Source organism: Pseudomonas kielensis (assembly GCF_014236655.1).
Lineage (GTDB): Bacteria > Pseudomonadota > Gammaproteobacteria > Pseudomonadales > Pseudomonadaceae > Aquipseudomonas > Aquipseudomonas kielensis.
Genome location: NZ_JACMYG010000010.1, coordinates 94,116 through 111,263 on the forward strand (window position 1 = coordinate 94,116; position 17,148 = coordinate 111,263).

The 17,148-nt window shown below is 62.6% G+C and carries 19 protein-coding genes; 8 read left to right on the forward strand and 11 right to left on the reverse strand.

Going from position 1 to position 17,148, the window contains the following annotated elements:
- Positions 1-8 precede the first annotated feature (8 nt).
- Positions 9-1,406: a NorM family multidrug efflux MATE transporter gene (locus H7995_RS12430; RefSeq protein ID WP_166589338.1), complete on the reverse strand. Its 1,398-nt coding sequence runs from the start codon at positions 1,404-1,406 to the stop codon at positions 9-11.
- Positions 1,407-1,564: 158 nt separating this feature from the next.
- Between H7995_RS12430 and H7995_RS12435 the strand changes: the two genes are divergently transcribed.
- A complete protein-coding gene (locus H7995_RS12435) occupies positions 1,565-2,485 on the forward strand; it encodes a LysR substrate-binding domain-containing protein (RefSeq protein WP_166589268.1) in 921 nt (306 codons plus the stop codon).
- A 13-nt stretch (positions 2,486-2,498) separates the two neighbouring features.
- Here H7995_RS12435 and H7995_RS12440 read toward each other — a convergent pair whose 3' ends face one another.
- Complete coding sequence (locus H7995_RS12440) at positions 2,499-3,992, reverse strand: YifB family Mg chelatase-like AAA ATPase (protein ID WP_182342837.1); 1,494 nt, start codon at positions 3,990-3,992, stop codon at positions 2,499-2,501.
- A gap of 243 nt (positions 3,993-4,235) precedes the next feature.
- Complete coding sequence (locus H7995_RS12445) at positions 4,236-4,496, reverse strand: accessory factor UbiK family protein (RefSeq protein WP_095164833.1); 261 nt, start codon at positions 4,494-4,496, stop codon at positions 4,236-4,238.
- 414 nt (positions 4,497-4,910) lie between these two features.
- On the opposite strand from H7995_RS12445, the gene glnK reads away from it, so the two are divergent.
- The 4 genes from glnK to sutA all read left to right on the forward strand — a co-directional run bounded on the left by glnK (position 4,911) and on the right by sutA (position 7,692).
- Positions 4,911-5,249 carry a P-II family nitrogen regulator gene (glnK, locus tag H7995_RS12450; protein WP_095164831.1) on the forward strand — a complete coding sequence of 113 codons (339 nt, stop codon included), beginning with the start codon at positions 4,911-4,913 and terminating at the stop codon, positions 5,247-5,249.
- A gap of 35 nt (positions 5,250-5,284) precedes the next feature.
- A complete protein-coding gene (locus tag H7995_RS12455; RefSeq protein ID WP_166589261.1) occupies positions 5,285-6,622 on the forward strand; it encodes an ammonium transporter in 1,338 nt (445 codons plus the stop codon).
- A 215-nt stretch (positions 6,623-6,837) separates the two neighbouring features.
- Positions 6,838-7,263, forward strand: coding sequence for a secondary thiamine-phosphate synthase enzyme YjbQ (locus tag H7995_RS12460; protein ID WP_185818436.1), 426 nt, complete (start codon positions 6,838-6,840; stop codon positions 7,261-7,263).
- A gap of 102 nt (positions 7,264-7,365) precedes the next feature.
- Positions 7,366-7,692 (forward strand): transcriptional regulator SutA, encoded by a 327-nt coding sequence (gene sutA, locus H7995_RS12465; RefSeq protein WP_019694242.1) that lies wholly within the window; start codon positions 7,366-7,368, stop codon positions 7,690-7,692.
- A 100-nt stretch (positions 7,693-7,792) separates the two neighbouring features.
- On the opposite strand, the gene H7995_RS12470 is transcribed toward sutA, so the two are convergent.
- The 6 genes from H7995_RS12470 to lptM are packed head-to-tail and all read right to left on the reverse strand — an operon-like array spanning position 7,793 to position 12,409.
- Positions 7,793-8,497, reverse strand: a complete 705-nt coding sequence (locus H7995_RS12470) for an HAD family hydrolase (protein WP_182342835.1) — start codon at positions 8,495-8,497, stop codon at positions 7,793-7,795.
- On the reverse strand, positions 8,494-9,393 hold the full coding sequence (gene xerC / locus H7995_RS12475) for a tyrosine recombinase XerC (protein WP_166589258.1): 900 nt from the start codon (positions 9,391-9,393) through the stop codon (positions 8,494-8,496). Before xerC ends, H7995_RS12470 begins: the two co-directional genes overlap by 4 nt.
- Before the next feature lie 2 nt (positions 9,394-9,395).
- Positions 9,396-10,121 carry a DUF484 family protein gene (locus H7995_RS12480; RefSeq protein WP_166589257.1) on the reverse strand — a complete coding sequence of 242 codons (726 nt, stop codon included), beginning with the start codon at positions 10,119-10,121 and terminating at the stop codon, positions 9,396-9,398.
- A gap of 13 nt (positions 10,122-10,134) precedes the next feature.
- Positions 10,135-10,965, reverse strand: coding sequence for a diaminopimelate epimerase (gene dapF / locus H7995_RS12485; protein WP_166589256.1), 831 nt, complete (start codon positions 10,963-10,965; stop codon positions 10,135-10,137).
- 4 nt (positions 10,966-10,969) lie between these two features.
- A complete protein-coding gene (gene lysA / locus H7995_RS12490) occupies positions 10,970-12,217 on the reverse strand; it encodes a diaminopimelate decarboxylase (protein ID WP_166589255.1) in 1,248 nt (415 codons plus the stop codon).
- 9 nt (positions 12,218-12,226) lie between these two features.
- Positions 12,227-12,409, reverse strand: coding sequence for an LPS translocon maturation chaperone LptM (gene lptM / locus H7995_RS12495; protein WP_095164813.1), 183 nt, complete (start codon positions 12,407-12,409; stop codon positions 12,227-12,229).
- Positions 12,410-12,648: 239 nt separating this feature from the next.
- Between lptM and cyaY the strand changes: the two genes are divergently transcribed.
- The 3 genes from cyaY (at position 12,649) to rnk (ending at position 13,767) form a co-directional block, all read left to right on the forward strand.
- Positions 12,649-12,981, forward strand: a complete 333-nt coding sequence (gene cyaY, locus H7995_RS12500) for an iron donor protein CyaY (protein WP_166589254.1) — start codon at positions 12,649-12,651, stop codon at positions 12,979-12,981.
- 4 nt (positions 12,982-12,985) lie between these two features.
- On the forward strand, positions 12,986-13,210 hold the full coding sequence (locus H7995_RS12505) for a DUF1289 domain-containing protein (protein ID WP_166589253.1): 225 nt from the start codon (positions 12,986-12,988) through the stop codon (positions 13,208-13,210).
- Positions 13,211-13,356: 146 nt separating this feature from the next.
- A complete protein-coding gene (gene rnk / locus H7995_RS12510) occupies positions 13,357-13,767 on the forward strand; it encodes a nucleoside diphosphate kinase regulator (protein WP_185818437.1) in 411 nt (136 codons plus the stop codon).
- A 7-nt stretch (positions 13,768-13,774) separates the two neighbouring features.
- Here rnk and H7995_RS12515 read toward each other — a convergent pair whose 3' ends face one another.
- Positions 13,775-16,624 carry a class I adenylate cyclase gene (locus H7995_RS12515; RefSeq protein WP_185818438.1) on the reverse strand — a complete coding sequence of 950 codons (2,850 nt, stop codon included), beginning with the start codon at positions 16,622-16,624 and terminating at the stop codon, positions 13,775-13,777.
- 184 nt (positions 16,625-16,808) lie between these two features.
- A complete protein-coding gene (locus H7995_RS12520; protein WP_007942381.1) occupies positions 16,809-17,054 on the reverse strand; it encodes a TIGR02647 family protein in 246 nt (81 codons plus the stop codon).
- Positions 17,055-17,148: the final 94 nt, after the last annotated feature.

Consider the following 17,148-nt stretch of genomic DNA (forward strand, 5'->3'; position numbering starts at 1 on the left):
CAGGCGGGTCAATCCGGCTGAGGCATCTGGAAATCAGCGTGCGGCGCCGGCTCCTGGCGAATCATCCGTCTCATCTTCCATTCAAACCCCAGCGTCAGGCTCACCGCCGCACAGGCCAGCCCCAGGGCCAGGCCCCACCAGACGCCGGTCGGCCCCCAGTGCAGGTGGAAGGCCATCCACCAGGCGGCCGGAGCGCCGATCAGCCAATAGCAGCCCAGGCCTACCAGGAAGGTGGTCTTGGCGTCTTTGAGGCCACGTATGCAGCCCATGGCGATGGTCTGCACGCCGTCGAACAGCTCGAACCACGCGGCCACGGCCAGCAGGCTGACGGCCAGTTGGATGACGTCGGCAAACTGCGGGTCGTTGTGGTCCAGGAACAAGCCGACCAGTTCATTGGGCAGCAGCCAGAACACCATGGCGAAACCGAGCATCGCCACCGCGCCAAAGCTGATGCCTACACGTCCGGCCAGGCGTGCATCGAGCAGTTGCCCGGCGCCGTAATGCTGGCCGATGCGCATGGTGATGGCATAGGACAACCCCGCCGGCACCATGAACGCTACCGAGACAATCTGCAGGGCAATCTGATGGGCGCCCAGTTGCGTGCTGCCCATGGTGCCCATGCACAGGGCCGCGAAGGCGAACAGCCCGACCTCGACCGCATAAGTACCGCCAATCGGCAGGCCCAGTCGCCACAGCTCCCGCAGGTACTGGCGATTGGGCCGGGACAGGCCTGCGCGCAACGGGTAAGCCTCGTACGCCGGGTGCCGGCGAATGTGCCAGGCCAGGCCCAGGGCCATGCAGTTGGCCACGATCGCAGTCACCAGGCCGATCCCCATCAGGCCCAATTTCGGCAGGCCGAACATGCCGGTGATCAGCGCGTAGTTGAGCAGGAAGTTGGCCAGGGTGCCGATGACGCTGATGACCATCACCGGCGTGGCGTGGCCAATGGCGCTGGTGAAGCCGCGCAAGGCCATGAAGCTCAGGTAGCCAGGCAAGGCAAACGGCAGGATCAACAGGAACTGGCCGGCCATCTCGACGTTGCTGGCCGTCTGGCCGAACAACAGCAGGACCGGCTTGAGGTTCCACAGCAGCAGGCCCGCGACCAACGCCATCAGCCAAGCCAGCCATAACCCGGCTTGGGTCAGGCGTGCCGCACCCGGAATGTCGCCTGCGCCCTGGCGGATCGACACCAGCGTGCCAACTGCGGCGATCACGCCGATGCAGAAGATCGATACGAACGAATAGGTCGCCGCACCCAGGCCTCCACCGGCCAGCGCCTCGGGACTGATTTTGGCCATCATCAAGGTGTCGGTGAGCACCATCAGCATGTGCGCCAACTGCGAGGCGATCAACGGCCCCGCCAGCCGTAGGATGGCCCGCAGTTCGATACGTGCTGGATGCTGCATGGTCATCACGCGGGTTTCCTGGAAATAGGGGTGAGCCGCTGATTCTCGGCGCTCCGAGGCGAATGCACAAAGGGATAAAAACGATCGCTGGCATGATTAAAACTCATGCTGGGGAGATTCTGCTAGGGTTTGCCCATTGCGCTATAGGAGCTTTCCCGATGTCCCGTCGTCTTCCTCCGCTGTATGCCCTGCGTGCTTTCGAGGCTGCGGCCCGCCACAGTTCGTTCACCCGTGCCGCGCAAGAACTGTCGATTACCCAGAGCGCCGTCAGCCGGCATATCCGGACACTGGAAGAGCACTTTGCCTGCCGACTGTTTCAGCGCAGTGGTCGCAACCTGCAATTGACCGAGGCCGCTCGCCTGTTGCTGCCCGGTGTGCGTGAAGGTTTTGGTGCCCTGGAGCGCGCCTGCAGCACCTTGCGCAGCGAAGATGACATCTTGCGCATGAAAGCCCCTTCGACCCTGACCATGCGCTGGTTGCTGGCGCGGCTCAGCCGCTTTCGGCATCTGCAGCCGGGCAATGAAGTGCAACTGACCAGCGCCTGGATGGACGTCGACTCGGTGGATTTCAATCATGAACCCTTCGACTGCGCGGTATTGCTGAGCAACGGGCATTTTCCACCGGACTGGGAAGCCAGTTACCTGTTCGCGGAGCTGTTGATCCCGGTCGGTGCGCCGAACCTGCTCAACGATCAGCCCTGGGATGTCGAGCGGCTGGCCCTTACCGAACTGCTGCACCCCACCCCTGATCGTCGCGACTGGCGCAGTTGGCTGGAGCGCATGGGGCTCTCCGAGCTGGTGTCGCTCAAGGGCGGGCAAGTGTTCGATACCCTGGAGCTGGGGATGATCGCCGCGGCGCGTGGCTATGGGGTGTCCATGGGTGACCTGTTGATGGTGGCCGAGGATGTGGCACAGGGGCGCCTGAGCCTGCCCTGGCCGACCGCCGTTGCCAGTGGCCTGAATTACTACCTGGTGTGGCCGAAAACCCGCCCAGGTGGTGAACGTTTGCGCCGGCTCAGCGACTTCCTGCAAGGCGAAGCGCAGGCCATGGAGTTGCCGGACGTCGAGCGTCTGGAATGAGTCGGCGGCAAACTCACTGATTGGTCGGCCGATAGTGCAGCGCTTCGGCCAGGTGTTCGCGGCTGATGCCCTGAACGTGCTCGAGATCGGCCAGGGTGCGGGCGACCTTGAGCAGTCGGTGGGCGGCCCTGAGCGACAGGGTCAGGCGTTCGCAGGCGCTCTCCAGCCAGTGTTCGTCTGCTGTGGATAACTGGCAATGCTGGCGCAGGCCAGGCAGGTCGAGGAAGGCGTTGGGGCAGCCCTGGCGCTGCTGCTGAACCTCGCGAGCCCTGGCCACGCGCTCGGCGGCACAGGCGGAGTTGTCACCCGGCTGGGTGGCGGGATTGAGTGCAGTGGCTTCGCGGGCGACGGTCAGGTGCAGGTCGATGCGGTCGAGCAGCGGGCCGGAGAGCTTGTGCCGATAACGCTGGACCATCTCCGGGGTGCAGGAGCAGCGGCCGCTGGGTTCGCCCAGATAGCCACAGGGGCAGGGGTTCATGGCCGCCACCAACTGGAAACGGGCCGGGAAACGCACGCGGTCCCGGGCCCGGGCAATCACGATATGACCGGACTCCAGCGGCTCTCGTAATACCTCCAGCACCTTGCGATCGAACTCCGGCAACTCGTCAAGAAACAGCACGCCGTGATGGGCCAGGGTGATTTCCCCGGGCTGGGGTTTTGAACTGCCACCCACCAGCGCCGGGCCGGACGCTGAGTGATGGGGTTGGCGGAAAGGACGTTGCGGCCAATGACTCAACGGCACACCACTGGCAACCGACTGGATCGCCGCCACTTCCAGCGCCTCGCTTTCCGTCAGCGGCGGCAGCAACCCGGGCAAGCGACTGGCCAGCAGGGTTTTCCCGGTGCCGGGTGGTCCGCTGAACAGCAGGTTATGGACGCCCGCTGCGGCAATCAGCAGGGCCCGCTTGGCGGCGGCCTGGCCCTGTACTTCGCTCAAGTCGGGGTAGGGCTTGATGGCGTGGAGCAAGCCATTGGAGCGATAAGGTTCGATGGGGGTATGGCCATTGAAGTGAGCGACCACCTCCAGCAAGTGATGCACCGCGATCACCTTGAGTCCGGAGGCCAGGCAGGCTTCCTCGGCATTCGCCCAGGGCACCACCAGCACCCGGCCGGCCTGGCGCGCCGCCAGGGCGGCCGGCAGCACTCCGCGTACGGCCCGCACCTCACCGGACAGCGCCAGTTCGCCCAGGCACTCCACGTCGTCCAGGGTCAGGGTGGGCACCTGTACGCTGGCCGAAAGTATCCCCAGGGCAATCGCCAGGTCGAAGCGCCCGCCGTCCTTGGGCAAGTCGGCGGGGGCGAGATTCAAGGTGATGCGCCGTGCCGGAAACTGCAGGCCCGAATTGATGATCGCGCTGCGCACCCGATCCTTGCTCTCTTTGACCGCCGCTTCGGGCAAGCCGACCATCGTCAGTGATGGCAAGCCATTGGCCAGGTGGACTTCAACGGTGACAGCCGGCGCCTCCACGCCAATCTGGGCGCGGCTGTGGACGATGGACAGGGACATGAGCATTCCTTGAACGAAAAAGAACCGCTTCCTGCGGTTGTTCAAGGGTAGTTGCGAGGGGGTGTTTTAGCGCAGCGCGCGGGGTGGCAAAGATTCGCAGGATGTTGCCGGCGGCCTGTGCGGGGTTTTGCGTAGGCGCTAGCTTGCTCGCGAAGCACTCAAGGACGACGCGTTGAGTCAGGCTTGACGCAGTATCGTTGACGTCCATCGCGAGCAGGGTCGCTCCCACCATGGGGCAGAGTATTACTCGGCAGGCGGATTGAGCCTGGCTTCCAGCTCCGCGACTTTCGCTTCAAGGCTTTCCAGGCGTGCCCGGGTGCGGGCCAGGACGACCATCTGGCTGTCGAATTCTTCCCGGCTGACCAGGTCCAGCTTGCTGAAGCCGCTTTGCAGCAGGGCCTTGAACTGGCTTTCGATTTCGCTTTTGGGCAGCGGGGTGTCGCCGCTGAACAGGCGGGAGGCGTGGCCGCTCAGGGCGTCGAGGAGGTCTTTGGGCGCGAGCATGTGAGGGAGTCCTTAAACTGATGGCGGGCAGTGTATCACGCAGCGTTCAGGCTCATTTGTGCTGCTACGGCGCACGCTTTTCGCGCATTCGCTGGTTGGTCGGCGCACCGTTATTGTGCGTATCTGTGCGCGCACTTTCGTGCAATCGCTTGGTTTCAATGGCAAGGGATTGAAATCAGTGGTTTTTCTGGAGATGGCAAGCTTTCTGCTAAGACCTCTGTGACCCATGCACTGATGCAGTCGCTGTGACGAATGCAGTGCGGCAGGCGAAGCGGGGAGTTTCGTCGGCAGCGGTTAACTGGCGTCAGTCGGGCAGGTACGGCCGACGATGCGTTACAAAGCCAGGCACTGCGCTTAGACTTGAGTCGGGTTTGTTTTCCTGGGGCAAGTCCACCAATTCGGGAGAGAGTTTTCATGAAGCTAGTCACTGCCATCATCAAGCCGTTCAAACTGGATGACGTCCGCGAGGCATTGTCCGAGATCGGCGTGCAGGGCATTACCGTCACTGAGGTCAAAGGCTTCGGTCGGCAGAAGGGTCACACCGAGCTGTATCGCGGCGCGGAGTACGTGGTCGATTTCCTGCCCAAGGTGAAGATCGATGTCGCCATTGACGACAAGGATCTGGACCGGGTTATCGAGGCGATAACCAAGGCGGCCAACACCGGCAAGATTGGTGACGGCAAGATCTTCGTGGTCAATCTGGAACAGGCTATTCGCATCCGTACCGGCGAAACCGATACCGACGCAATCTAAGCCGCCACAACCCCAACGCCCCAGGAGAAAACAATATGACTCTGCGTAAATTCGCAGGGCTAGGAGCCCTGTTGTCCCTCGTAATGCCCAGCCTGGCCATGGCGGCAGACGAAGTGGCGGCTCCAGTCCTCAACTCTGGCGATACCGCCTGGATGCTGACCGCGACAGCCTTGGTGCTGTTCATGACCATTCCCGGCCTTGCGCTGTTCTACGGCGGCATGGTGCGCTCCAAAAACATTCTTTCCGTGATGATGCAGTGCTTCGCCATTACCGGTCTGATCAGCGTCCTGTGGGTCATTTATGGCTACAGCATTGCGTTCGATACCACGGGCATGGAGCAGGGCGTCGTCAACTTCAACTCGTTCTTCGGCGGCATGGGCAAGGCGTTCCTGGCCGGTGTCACCCCGGCGAGCGTGACAGGGCCGGCGGCACTGTTCCCTGAAGCGGTGTTCATCACCTTCCAGATGACCTTCGCGATCATCACCCCGGCGCTGATCGTCGGTGCCTTCGCCGAGCGGATGAAGTTCTCCGCAATGCTGATCTTCATGGGTGTGTGGTTCACCCTGGTGTATGCACCGATCGCGCACATGGTCTGGGCCGGCAACGGCGGCCTGATGTGGGACTGGGGCGTCCTGGACTTCGCAGGCGGCACCGTGGTGCACATCAACGCCGGTATCGCCGGTCTGGTGGCCTGCCTGGTGCTGGGCAAGCGCAAGGGTTTCCCAACCACCCCAATGGCGCCGCACAACCTGGGCTACACCTTGATGGGCGCGGCCATGCTGTGGGTTGGCTGGTTCGGTTTCAACGCCGGTTCCGCCGCGGCGGCCAACGGTACTGCCGGTATGGCAATGCTGGTAACCCAGATCGCAACCGCTGCCGCTGCCCTGGGCTGGATGCTGGCCGAGTGGCTGACCCACGGCAAACCTAGTGCCCTGGGCATCGCCTCGGGTGTGGTTGCCGGCCTGGTGGCCATTACTCCAGCCGCGGGTACCGTGGGCCCGATGGGCGCCCTGGTGATCGGCCTGTCGGCCGGCGTGGTGTGCTTCTTCTGCGCCACGACCCTGAAACGCAAAATGGGCTACGACGATTCCCTCGACGCCTTCGGCGTGCACGGCATTGGCGGTATCCTCGGCGCCATCCTCACCGGCGTGTTTGCTGCTCCGTCGCTGGGTGGCTTCGGCACCGTGACCGACATCGCCGCACAAGTCTGGATTCAGTGCAAAGGCGTGGGTTTCACGGTGATCTACACCGCGATCGTCACCTACATCATCCTCAAGGTACTTGATGCCGTGATGGGGCTGCGCGTGACCGAAGAGGAAGAGGCCGTCGGCCTGGACCTGGCACAACACAACGAGCGCGGCTACAACCTGTAAGCAGGCGCCGAAAAAAACTTGCCCGGCTTGCCGGGCATTTTTTTATCCTGGATTTGTCACTCAGGCCCAGGCTGAAAGGATTTTTCAGACAGCTTTGACGAGGTTTGCCGCAGCGGTTTTTCCAGGGGCGATGGCTTACAGCATGGCGCGAATATTAGGGTCTTTGTTTTTTCCCAGAGCGCGCTAGAATGCGCCCCGAACGTGCGGAGAACTGTATGTGGCAACAGACTCTGATTACCCTGCGGGCCAAGCCCCGGGGCTTTCATCTGGTGACGGACGAGTTACTCGCCGGCTTGCCTGAACTCAAGGCATGTCGGGTCGGTCTGTTGCACTTATGGCTGCAGCATACCTCGGCGTCGTTGACCATCAACGAGAACGCCGATCCGGCGGTACGTCGCGACTTCGAACGGTTTTTCAACCGGCTGATCCCACAAGGCGCAGCCGGCTATGAGCATAACGACGAAGGCCTGGACGACCTCCCGGCGCACTTCAAGGCCAGTTTGCTAGGCTGTCAATTGAGTTTGCCGATCACGGCGGGCCGATTGGCGTTAGGTAGCTGGCAAGGTGTTTATCTGGGCGAGCACCGTGATCATGGCGGTGCTCGTAAAGTCCTCGCCACCGTACACGGTGAAGGGGCATAAACCGCTGGTTACCAGTGGATTTTGAATTTTTTCTGGCAGTCGTCGACAGACGACGAAGCTGGGCTATAACTAATCTGCTTTTCGCAAGTCATGAGGTAGAACATGAGCGACGATGATCTGGAAAACGACGACCTCGAAGTAGGCGACGAAGACGAGACCGAAGAAGGCCTTGAAGCAGCAGCGGAAGACGTTGCTGACGACGACGGTGGCGACGATACGCCGGTCCCGACCGCCAAAGGCAAGGCCAAGGCTGCGGTGTCGGTAGACGAACTGCCGAGCGTTGAAGCCAAGAACAAGGAGCGTGATGCTCTGGCACGTGCGATGGAAGAGTTCCTGGCCAAAGGCGGCAAGGTTCAGGAAGTCGAGGCCAACGTGGTGGCCGATCCACCAAAGAAGCCTGATAACAAGTACGGCAGCCGACCTATCTAAGGGTCTGCACTGTGCTGATTGAAAAAGCCCGCCGTCGCTGCGGGCTTTTTCATGGGTGATGGAGGGGCATCGCCTCCGGTTCAATACCACACGCTCGGGCTTAACGCAGCTCCGACCAGCGTGCCAGCAACTCTGGCAGTTCTGTCAGGCAACGAATCTCGGCATCCGGTGCCTTGTCTGCTTCCCACGCCTTGCCCATCGGGTTGAACCAGATGGCGCGCAATCCCGCTTGCTGGGCCCCGGCAATGTCATCACCGGGATGATCGCCGACATGCACCGCGCTGGCGGCCGTGGTTGCACCACGCTGCAGGGCTTCGTGGAACAGGCGGGCGTCGGGCTTGGCGATGCCGATGTCTTCGGCGCACAGGGCAAACTTGAAGTAGTCAGCCAGCCCCAGGCGGCGCACATCGGCGTTGCCGTTGGTGACCACGCCCAGGGCGTAGCGGTTGCGCAGGATCTCCAGCGTCGGTTGCACCTCGGGGAAAATCTCGAGCTGGTGCCGTGCGTGCAGGAAGACTTCGAACGCTTGCTCGGCCAGTTCGCTGGCCTGTGGGTGGGCGTAGCCGGCTTCTTCCAGGGCGTGCAGCAACACCCGGCGACGCAAGGCGCTGATGCGATGCTTGAGCTGGGGTTCGAGGCTGAGTACCCGTTCACGGATGGCCCACAAATGCTCGACCGGCAAGGCGCCCAGGACCGGCGTGTGCTCGGTTAGCCATTGGCGCAGTGCGGCTTCCGCGCTGACGATCACCGGGGCGGTGTCCCACAGGGTGTCGTCGAGGTCGAAGGTGATCAGTTGGATTGTCATTGCTCATCGCCCTTGATGCGTTTGGCCCGAGGGTGGGCGCTGTCGTAGACCGTGGCCAGGTGCTGGAAGTCCAGGTGGGTGTAGATCTGGGTGGTCTTGATGTCCGAGTGTCCAAGCAGTTCCTGCACGGCGCGCAAGTCCTGGGAGGACTCCAGCACGTGGCTGGCGAAGGAGTGCCTGAGCATGTGCGGGTGCAGGTTCTGCCCCAACTCCCGCTCGCCTGCGGCCTTGACCCGCAGTTGCACGGCGCGTGAACCGAGGCGCCGGCCTTTTTGGCTGACGAATAGCGCATCGTCCGGCGGATTGGCCAGGGCGCGCAAGGGCAGCCAGTATTCCAGGGCCTCGCGGGCTTTCCTGCCGATGGGCAGCACTCGGGTCTTGCTGCCCTTACCGAGCACTTGCACCAGGCCGTCCGCGAGGTCGAGCTGGTCGAGGTTCAGGCCGGTGAGCTCCGACAGGCGCAGGCCGCTGGAGTAGAACAGCTCGAGAATCGCCTGGTCGCGACGGGCCAGGAAGTCGTCCTCGACCGCCCCTTCGAGCAGCTGCAGTGTGCGGTCGGTGTCGAGGGTCTTGGGCAGGCGGCGCTCGCCTTTGGGCGGGGCCAGGCCATTGGCCGGGTCGTGGTCGCACAGGCCTTCGCGGTTCAGGTAGTGATAGAGCCCGCGCACGGCCGACAGCAGGCGCGCCAGGCTGCGCGATGACTGGCCCTGGGCATGCAGGCGCGCGACCAGGCCGCGCAGGCGCTGAATGTCCAGTGCGCTCCAGCTGGCGATGTGCAGCTTCTCGCAGTGTGCCAGGACCTTGTTCAAGTCGCGGCGGTAGGCTTCAAGCGTGTGTGGCGACACCTGACGCTCACTGCGCAAGTGCTCGCAGTAGGCGTCCAGTTGCCGTTCCATGGTCAGCGTACCGAGCGCAGGGTGGTGTTGACCCGTGGCAAGACGCGGCCCATGACTTCGGCGATGTAGCTGAGGAACAGGGTGCCTACCGAGCTTTTGTAGTGCTGCGGGTCACGGCTGGCGATGGCCAGCACACCGTGCAGGCCCTGGTGACTGATGGCGACCACGGCCGTGGAGCCGATCTGCAGGCGTTGTTCTTCGCCAAACAGGAAGTCCAGTTCATGCTCGCGCAGGGTGCCGCTGACGCTCTTGCCTTCGGACAGCAGCCCGCCAATGGCCTTGTGCGCTTCGGCATCGCTGACCCAGCGGCCGACCGGCAAGGGCTCGTCGCTGAACAGGATCAGGCTGACAAAGGGCACCTGGAAGTCCTGGCGCAGGCTGTCTTCGACACTGATGACCAGGTCATCCAGGCTGTTGGCGTCCATCAGGGCGAGGATCAGGCGGCGGGTCTTGTCGAACAGCCGATCGTTGTCGCGGGCGACATCCATCAACTGCGAAAGGCGGTGGCGCATCTCGATGTTGCGTTCGCGCAGGATTTTCATCTGCCGCTCGACCAGCGAGATGGTGTCGCCACGCTGGTGCGGTATGCGCAGGGCCGGGAGCAGGTCCTCGTGTTCGACGAAGAAATCCGGATGAGCCTCAAGGTACGCGGCAATTGCCGCCGCCTCCAGGCTCTCGGAAGGGCATTCGTCGGGCTGCGGGGCTGGAACCTTGGGCTGATCAGTCATGGATTTGGCTCACTCAAAGACGCACTTGTCCTTCGTATACGCGCACTGCCGGACCGGTCATCATCACCGGTTGGCCAGGGCCTGCCCATTCAATGGACAAGCGCCCGCCGGGCAGGTCGATCAATAGCGGCGAATCCATCCACCCCTGGCTGATCGCGGCCACTGCAGCGGCGCAGGCACCGGTACCGCAGGCCTGGGTTTCCCCGGCACCCCGTTCCCAGACGCGCAGCTGCGCACGATTGCGGTCGATGACCTGAAGGAAACCGACGTTGACCCGTGCCGGAAAGCGCGGGTGATGTTCGATCTTCGGCCCCAGTGCATGCACCGGCGCGTTGTTGATGTCGTTCACGCGCAGCACGGCGTGCGGGTTGCCCATGGACACGGCGGCCAACTCGACGGTCTGGCCGTCGACCTCGACCGGGTAGCTGTTGGCTTGCACGTCGGCCTGGAACGGGATGTCCGCCGGTACCAGGCGCGGTGCCCCCATGTTGACGCTGATCTGACCGTCATTGCGGATATCGAGTTCGATAATGCCGCTCTTGGTCTCGACGCGGATCTGGCGCTTGGCCGTCAGGCGCTTGTCCAGCACAAAACGGGCGAAGCAACGCGCGCCATTGCCGCATTGCTCCACTTCAGAGCCATCGGAGTTGAAGATCCGGTAACGGAAATCCACCTCCGGGTTGCTCGGTGCTTCGACGATCAACAACTGGTCGAAGCCGACACCGGTGTGTCGGTCACCCCATTGTTTGGCGTGCTTGGGCAGAATGTGCGCGTGCTGGCTGACCAGGTCGAGGACCATGAAGTCGTTGCCCAGGCCGTGCATCTTGGTAAAACGCAGCAGCATGGGGTTACTCCGGCAGCAGGCTTTCGCCAGCAAACAACTCGGCTACCGTCTCGCGGCGACGCACTTCAAATGCCTGGTCACCGTCCACCAGCACTTCGGCGCAACGGCCGCGGGTGTTGTAGTTGGAACTCATGACAAACCCGTAGGCACCGGCCGAATGCACCGCCAGCAGGTCGCCTTCTTCCAGCGCCAGTTGACGATCCTTGGCCAGGAAGTCACCGGTTTCGCAGATCGGGCCGACGATGTCGTAGGCACGGGCGGCGTTGTCGCGTGGGCGCACGGCCGTGACGTCCATCCAGGCCTGGTACAGCGCCGGGCGGATCAGGTCGTTCATCGCCGCGTCGACGATGGCGAAATCCTTGTGTTCGGTGTGCTTGAGGTACTCGACCTGGGTCAGCAGCACGCCGGCGTTGGCGACGATGAAGCGACCTGGCTCGAACACCAGCGCCAGGTCGCGACCGTCGATACGCTCGCGCACGGCCTTGATGTAGTCGGCCGCCAGCGGTGGCTCTTCATCGCGATAACGCACACCCAGGCCACCCCCCAAATCGATGTGGCGCAGGTAGATCCCGCAATCGCTGAGGCGGTCGATCAACGCCAGCAGGCGGTCGAGGGCATCAATGAACGGGGGCAGGGTGGTCAGTTGCGAACCGATGTGGCAATCGACGCCGACCACTTCCAGGTTCGGCAGTTGGGCGGCGCGCACATAGACGTCTTCGGCGTCGGCGATAGCGATGCCGAACTTGTTTTCTTTGAGGCCGGTGGAGATGTACGGGTGGGTGCCGGCATCGACGTCCGGGTTCACGCGCAGCGAGATCGGTGCACGCACACCCAACTCGGCGGCCACCACTTGCAGGCGCTCCAGCTCATCGGTGGACTCGACGTTGAAGCAGTGCACGCCGACTTCCAGAGCACGGCGCATGTCGTCGCGGGTCTTGCCAACACCGGAGAACACGATCTTGTCGGCCGCGCCGCCTGCAGCCAGAACCCGTTCCAGCTCGCCACGGGAGACGATGTCAAAACCGGCGCCCAGGCGCGCCAGGACATTCAGTACACCCAGGTTGGAGTTGGCCTTGACCGCGAAGCAGACCAGGTGCGGGGTGCCTGCCAGGGCATCGGCATACGCCAGGTACTGGGCTTCGATGTGCGCACGGGAGTAGACATAGGTGGGGGTGCCAAAGCGCTCGGCGATGGCGGACAAGGCAACACCTTCCGCGAACAGCTCACCGTCACGGTAGTTAAAAGCGTCCATGATGTTCCCTTAGTAGGTGCTGTTGCTGTTGCTGTGTTCGTGCGCTTTGGACTGCGACGATTTCGCCTGTTCATCAGCAGGCTTGCTGTCATCGGGCAGGTACAGCGGGCCTTTTTGACCGCAGGCTGATAACAGGCAGGTAAAAGCGACGAGCGAAGCGAGCGCAGCAAGGGAAGAGATCAGGCGCTTCATGGCGAAATCCTTGAGAATGCGTTAATTGCGCCGGAGTATACCGGCCACCCGGCAGCTTGCCTATGCGACGGGCCACCCGTCCGGCGGGCCTTTGCCCGCCGCCTGCGATCGGGCAGTCAGTGGTGGGCGTTTATGGGTCCACCTTGTCCGGTGCTTGGTCGGTATCCTTTGCAATCGCCGGGGCGCGTCCGTATCTTGCGGCGCTTGAGCGTAAGTAGACACTTTTTGAGGTTGCCGCAATGAGTTTGACTGAAGCCCGTTTCCACGACCTGGTCGATGCCACCCAGCAGACACTGGAAGATATTTTCGACGACAGCGGCCTGGATGTGGATCTGGAAAGTTCGGCCGGGGTCCTGACCGTCAAGTTCGAAGGCGGCAGCCAGTTGATCTTCAGCCGCCAGGAGCCACTGCGTCAGTTGTGGCTGGCAGCGGTGTCCGGCGGTTTCCACTTCGACTACGACGAAGAAAGCGAGCGCTGGATGTGTGACAAGAGCGAAGAGCAACTGGGCGAAATGCTTGAGCGCATCGTCAAGCAGCAAGCCGACGCCGAGCTCGACTTCGAAGGTCTCTGACAGCGTGACTGAACCTGCCCCCGTTCGTGCGCCCAAGCCGCTGTACAGCAATGTCAGCCCGGCCGTGCCGTCGCCCTGCACCAATGTCTGCCGGCTGGACGAGGAGAAAGTCTGCAAGGGCTGTTTTCGCCATGTCGAGGACATTCGTGAATGGCGTTCGGCGGACGATGAACGACGCCGGGTGATTTGCGCCCAGGCGCACAATCGCCGTGCCCGCATCGCTCCGTAGGCGACACCTGCCGCGACCGGCTTGTATATTTTTTGAGCTGTGATAGTGTCCGGTTACGCCTCAACCCATCGAGGCGCGTGAAAACCCCGCCTGTTTATGGCGGGGTTTTGCTTTTTTCGTGCAGAAGAAAGGAGTCTGCCTGAATCATGACCGTACCTTCCATCACTCTTACCCGTCTGGACGTACAACGTCTGGAGCGCCTGATCGACAGCCTGGATGACACGCTGCCGGGCGTGATCGCGCTGCAAACCGAACTGGATCGCGCCGATACTCTGGTCGGTCACGATGAGGTGCCTGCCGATGTCGTAACCATGAACTCGCGTGTTCATTGCCGTGAAGAAAGCAGCGGCAAGGACTATCACCTGACCCTGGTCTATCCCAAGGACGCGAATGCCGACGAAGGCAAGATTTCCATTCTTGCACCGGTCGGCAGCGCCTTGCTGGGCCTGAAGGTTGGCCAGCACATCGACTGGCCGGCGCCGAGTGGCAAGACCCTGAAGCTGACCCTGCTCGAAGTCGAAAACCAGCCGGCCAATGGCGGCGATTTCTCCCTCTGAGAAGGCTTCAAACCTGTTCGAGCGCCTTGTTCAAAGCGCGCTCCAGGTCTGCCTTGTAGCGCAGGTACAGATTGCTCGAGCCCGGGCTGTCACCCAGCAGCCCTGACAGATCCAGGTCGGTGATGTAGCAGCGATAGGGCTGCAACTCCCGGCGTTGCCCGACGATCTCCCGCGCCACCACGGCAAACAGCTGATCGCCGTACTCCAGTTCGCTGTACTCCCGTTGATTGCAATACAGGGTGACCTGCACCTTCCCCGGCGCAGCTTTGCCGACAATCGCCTGCACGTCATAGCGCGGCCTGTCGGCGGGTATCTGCGGTGCTGGCTGCGGCTCGACCCGGCGCGCACGCCCAGTGCCCGCAGGCAGCAACTGGTAGTAGTGGATGTCCAGTTGCGGCAGCGGCTGCGTGGCGTCCATGGGCAGCATGGCATCGCGGCGGAACAGGATCGACTGCACGAATCGCTGCAGGGGCACCAGCAGGCTGCTGTCATCGTGATAGGGCTGGCGCTGGTGCCACAGGGCGTTGAACTCATCCAGCACGTACAGCTCGGCCCCGCTGTCGCCGACGCGGTAGAACACTTGAATACAGCCGGGCTGGCCCATCGGCAGGATCAGCGCCAGGTCGAGTTCTTCCAGGGCCATCGGGTCCAGGTGCAGCGGGCTGTAGGCGCTCTGCTCCTGGCCCAGGTAGTCGAGCAGTGCGGGCAGGGTGCCCAGGGCCACATGCCGGACCTGTCCGGGCACCAACTCCAGCACGTGGTAGTGCTGCTGGACCTGAATCAGGTAGCGCTGGTTGAGGTCGCTCAGCAGCAGGTGCTGTGCGGTGTCGAAGATTTCTTCGACGCGCCGGGCAATGAACGGCGCGCGGTTGTGGCAGAAACACTGGACCCGCAGGTGCGGTTGCCGGGGGCCTTGGGGCAGGTGGTTGAGGTAGTCGCGCAGGCAGTCGAGCAGGGCATGGGGCCCCTCATGACGATTGACCAGCACTTCATTCCAGCTGTTGAGCGTGACCTGGTCGAGGGTCAGTACCAGGTTTTCGCGGACCCCGGCATAACTCAGCGAGTCGGTGCGCTCGGTGGTCATCAGGATATTCAGGTCGCGGTGATGCTTGAGCGGGTCGATGCCCACGTTCACCAGGATCAGCACTTCGACCGGCTCGCTGGCACGCAGCAGTGGCTCCTCGTCGACGCTGGCCAGGGGCAGGGCGATGGTCTGTTGCAGGCTGCCCAGCAGGTTGAACAGCTCGAACTCACTCAGGTCGCTGCTGCCCGGGTGCAGTGCCAGGCGCGTGCTGCTGTCGATCACGCCGTTACGGTGGCACCAGGTCAGCAACTCCAAGAGTTGGCTGCTGCGCTTGAGCGGCGCGAAGTGCTCCCACTCCAGGTTGCCCAGGCTGCCGTTGTACAGGCCCCATTGGGTTTGCCCGGGGGCTTTTTTGTTGGTGGAGTGCACCAGTGTCAGGGTGTCTTCGGCCAGGTCCGGGGCAATGCCCGGGTTGATGAACTCGACCTTGTCGGCCTTGCGTTCGAAGGCCGCATAGAGCCGACGGCCGAGTACATTGAGGTCGCGTTTGTTGATCAGGCTGACGCTGCGTTCCGTGCGGGCAAACTGGCTGAGGAAGCGATAGCTGAAGTTGAGCTCGTTGACCAGGGCCCGGCGCTCCGCGCTGACCTGACGGACCTTCCACTGGCTGCGGCTGTCGAGCAGTGCCAGCTGTCGATGGTCCCAGCGCCACTCTTCGGCCAGTCGCTGCAGGAGCTGATTCTGCCAGCGGCTGTTGCGTTGAGCGTTGGCCCCGGTGAGTTTGCGGTTGACCTTGAGGTACAAGGCGCGACGCACCAGCTCCAGGCGCTCCGTCTCGCCCCGGGCGCTCAGGTAGTGCTCGATGCGCCGGTACACCATGATGTAGGGGTCGAGCTCGTCCAGCTCCAGGCGGTTGGCAAACACGGCCTGCTTGAAGCGCAGGCTCAGGCATTCGACCTGCGGATGCTCGCTGGCGTAGACCTCGATCAGCAGCAGCTTGAGCACCGACTTGTAGGGCGACTCAATGCCTTTGAACAATTGCCAGAGCCCGGCACCGATGAACTCGCCGGGCGGAATGTGGGTCAGGTGACCGAGATCAAGGGTCTCGTCGGCGCGAATAAAGCGTTTGGACAGCAGGGTATGGGTGTACAGCTCGTAGCCGGCTTCTTCATACACCGGCACCAGCCACCAGATCGGCGTGCGCCCGGCGAGCCAGATTGCGGTGCGATAGAACTCGTCCAGCAGCAGGTAGTGCTGGGTGGTGCCGCAGTCTTCGGAGCTGAGCTGGCTATCACGCTCGCCGCGGACAAACCGCTGCGGCTCGATCAGAAAGCAATGGGCCTCGGCGCCCTGGCTGGCGGCCCAGGCTTCGAGCAACTGAGATTTTTTGCCCAGTTCGGCGAGCTCGTCCGCACTGAGGTCCGGGGCGTGGCAGATCCACAGGTCCATGTCGCTCTGATCGGCCTGGGCCAGGGTGCCGAGGCTGCCCATCAGGAACAGGCCGTGAATCGGCTGTGGTGAGTTGCCGCGACGGGCCTTGTAGGAAAAGGATCGGGTCAGGCGCTGCGCTTCCGCGAGGGTGGCGGCGTCAGGTTCGAAGTTCGCCACTCCGGCAGGGGTGCTGCCCGAGACGTAGCCCGGCAACAGGGGATGATTGACATGGAAAAACAGCGGCAGCAGCTTGAGGACCATTTGCTGGCGCGGCGATAACCCTTCCATGGCCCGGGCCATGCGGCCTTCATTGAGCGTGAGGAAGCGTGCGCGCAACTGACTGAGAACCTTGCGATCGATTCCCTCGTCCAGGTCGGGGCGGATTTCATGGGTGCGGGTCATGTCAGCTCAAACCGGCTCGCAGTCAACGAACGTGGGAAAGTCTCAGGGCGGGAGTCAGTCTACAGCCTCGCGCGCAGGACTTTTAAGCTGATTAGTGATTTCTGGCGCCAAATTTCTATCGCTTGGCGACAGTCTGCCCGCGGAAATCCCGATACAGGGGTTCCCGTGGGCGATACCGGTGTCGTTATGCGGTTTCTTCGACGGACAGGATGGTCAGTAGAGTCTGCACATTCTGCGCGGCGTCACGCCCCAGGCTGGTCAGATAACCGCCGTCGGGTTGATCGATCAATTCTTTTTCGAACAGGCGTTGTGCGGCAGCAATAGCTTTCGGGGCAGCGGTCTGATGAATTTTCAAACCTTCCTGGGAACTGTCCAGGTTGAAGAGTGCAAGGATTTCCAGTTCGGCAACCAGCTCAGGGGTAAGCGACATAAGGACTCCAGACTTTCTAGGAATATGACTGTAGCGCCCCTAAGGTGAACGCACTCGGGCGAGCTGTCCAGTGTTGGCTGCGGGCTTTTCGCCC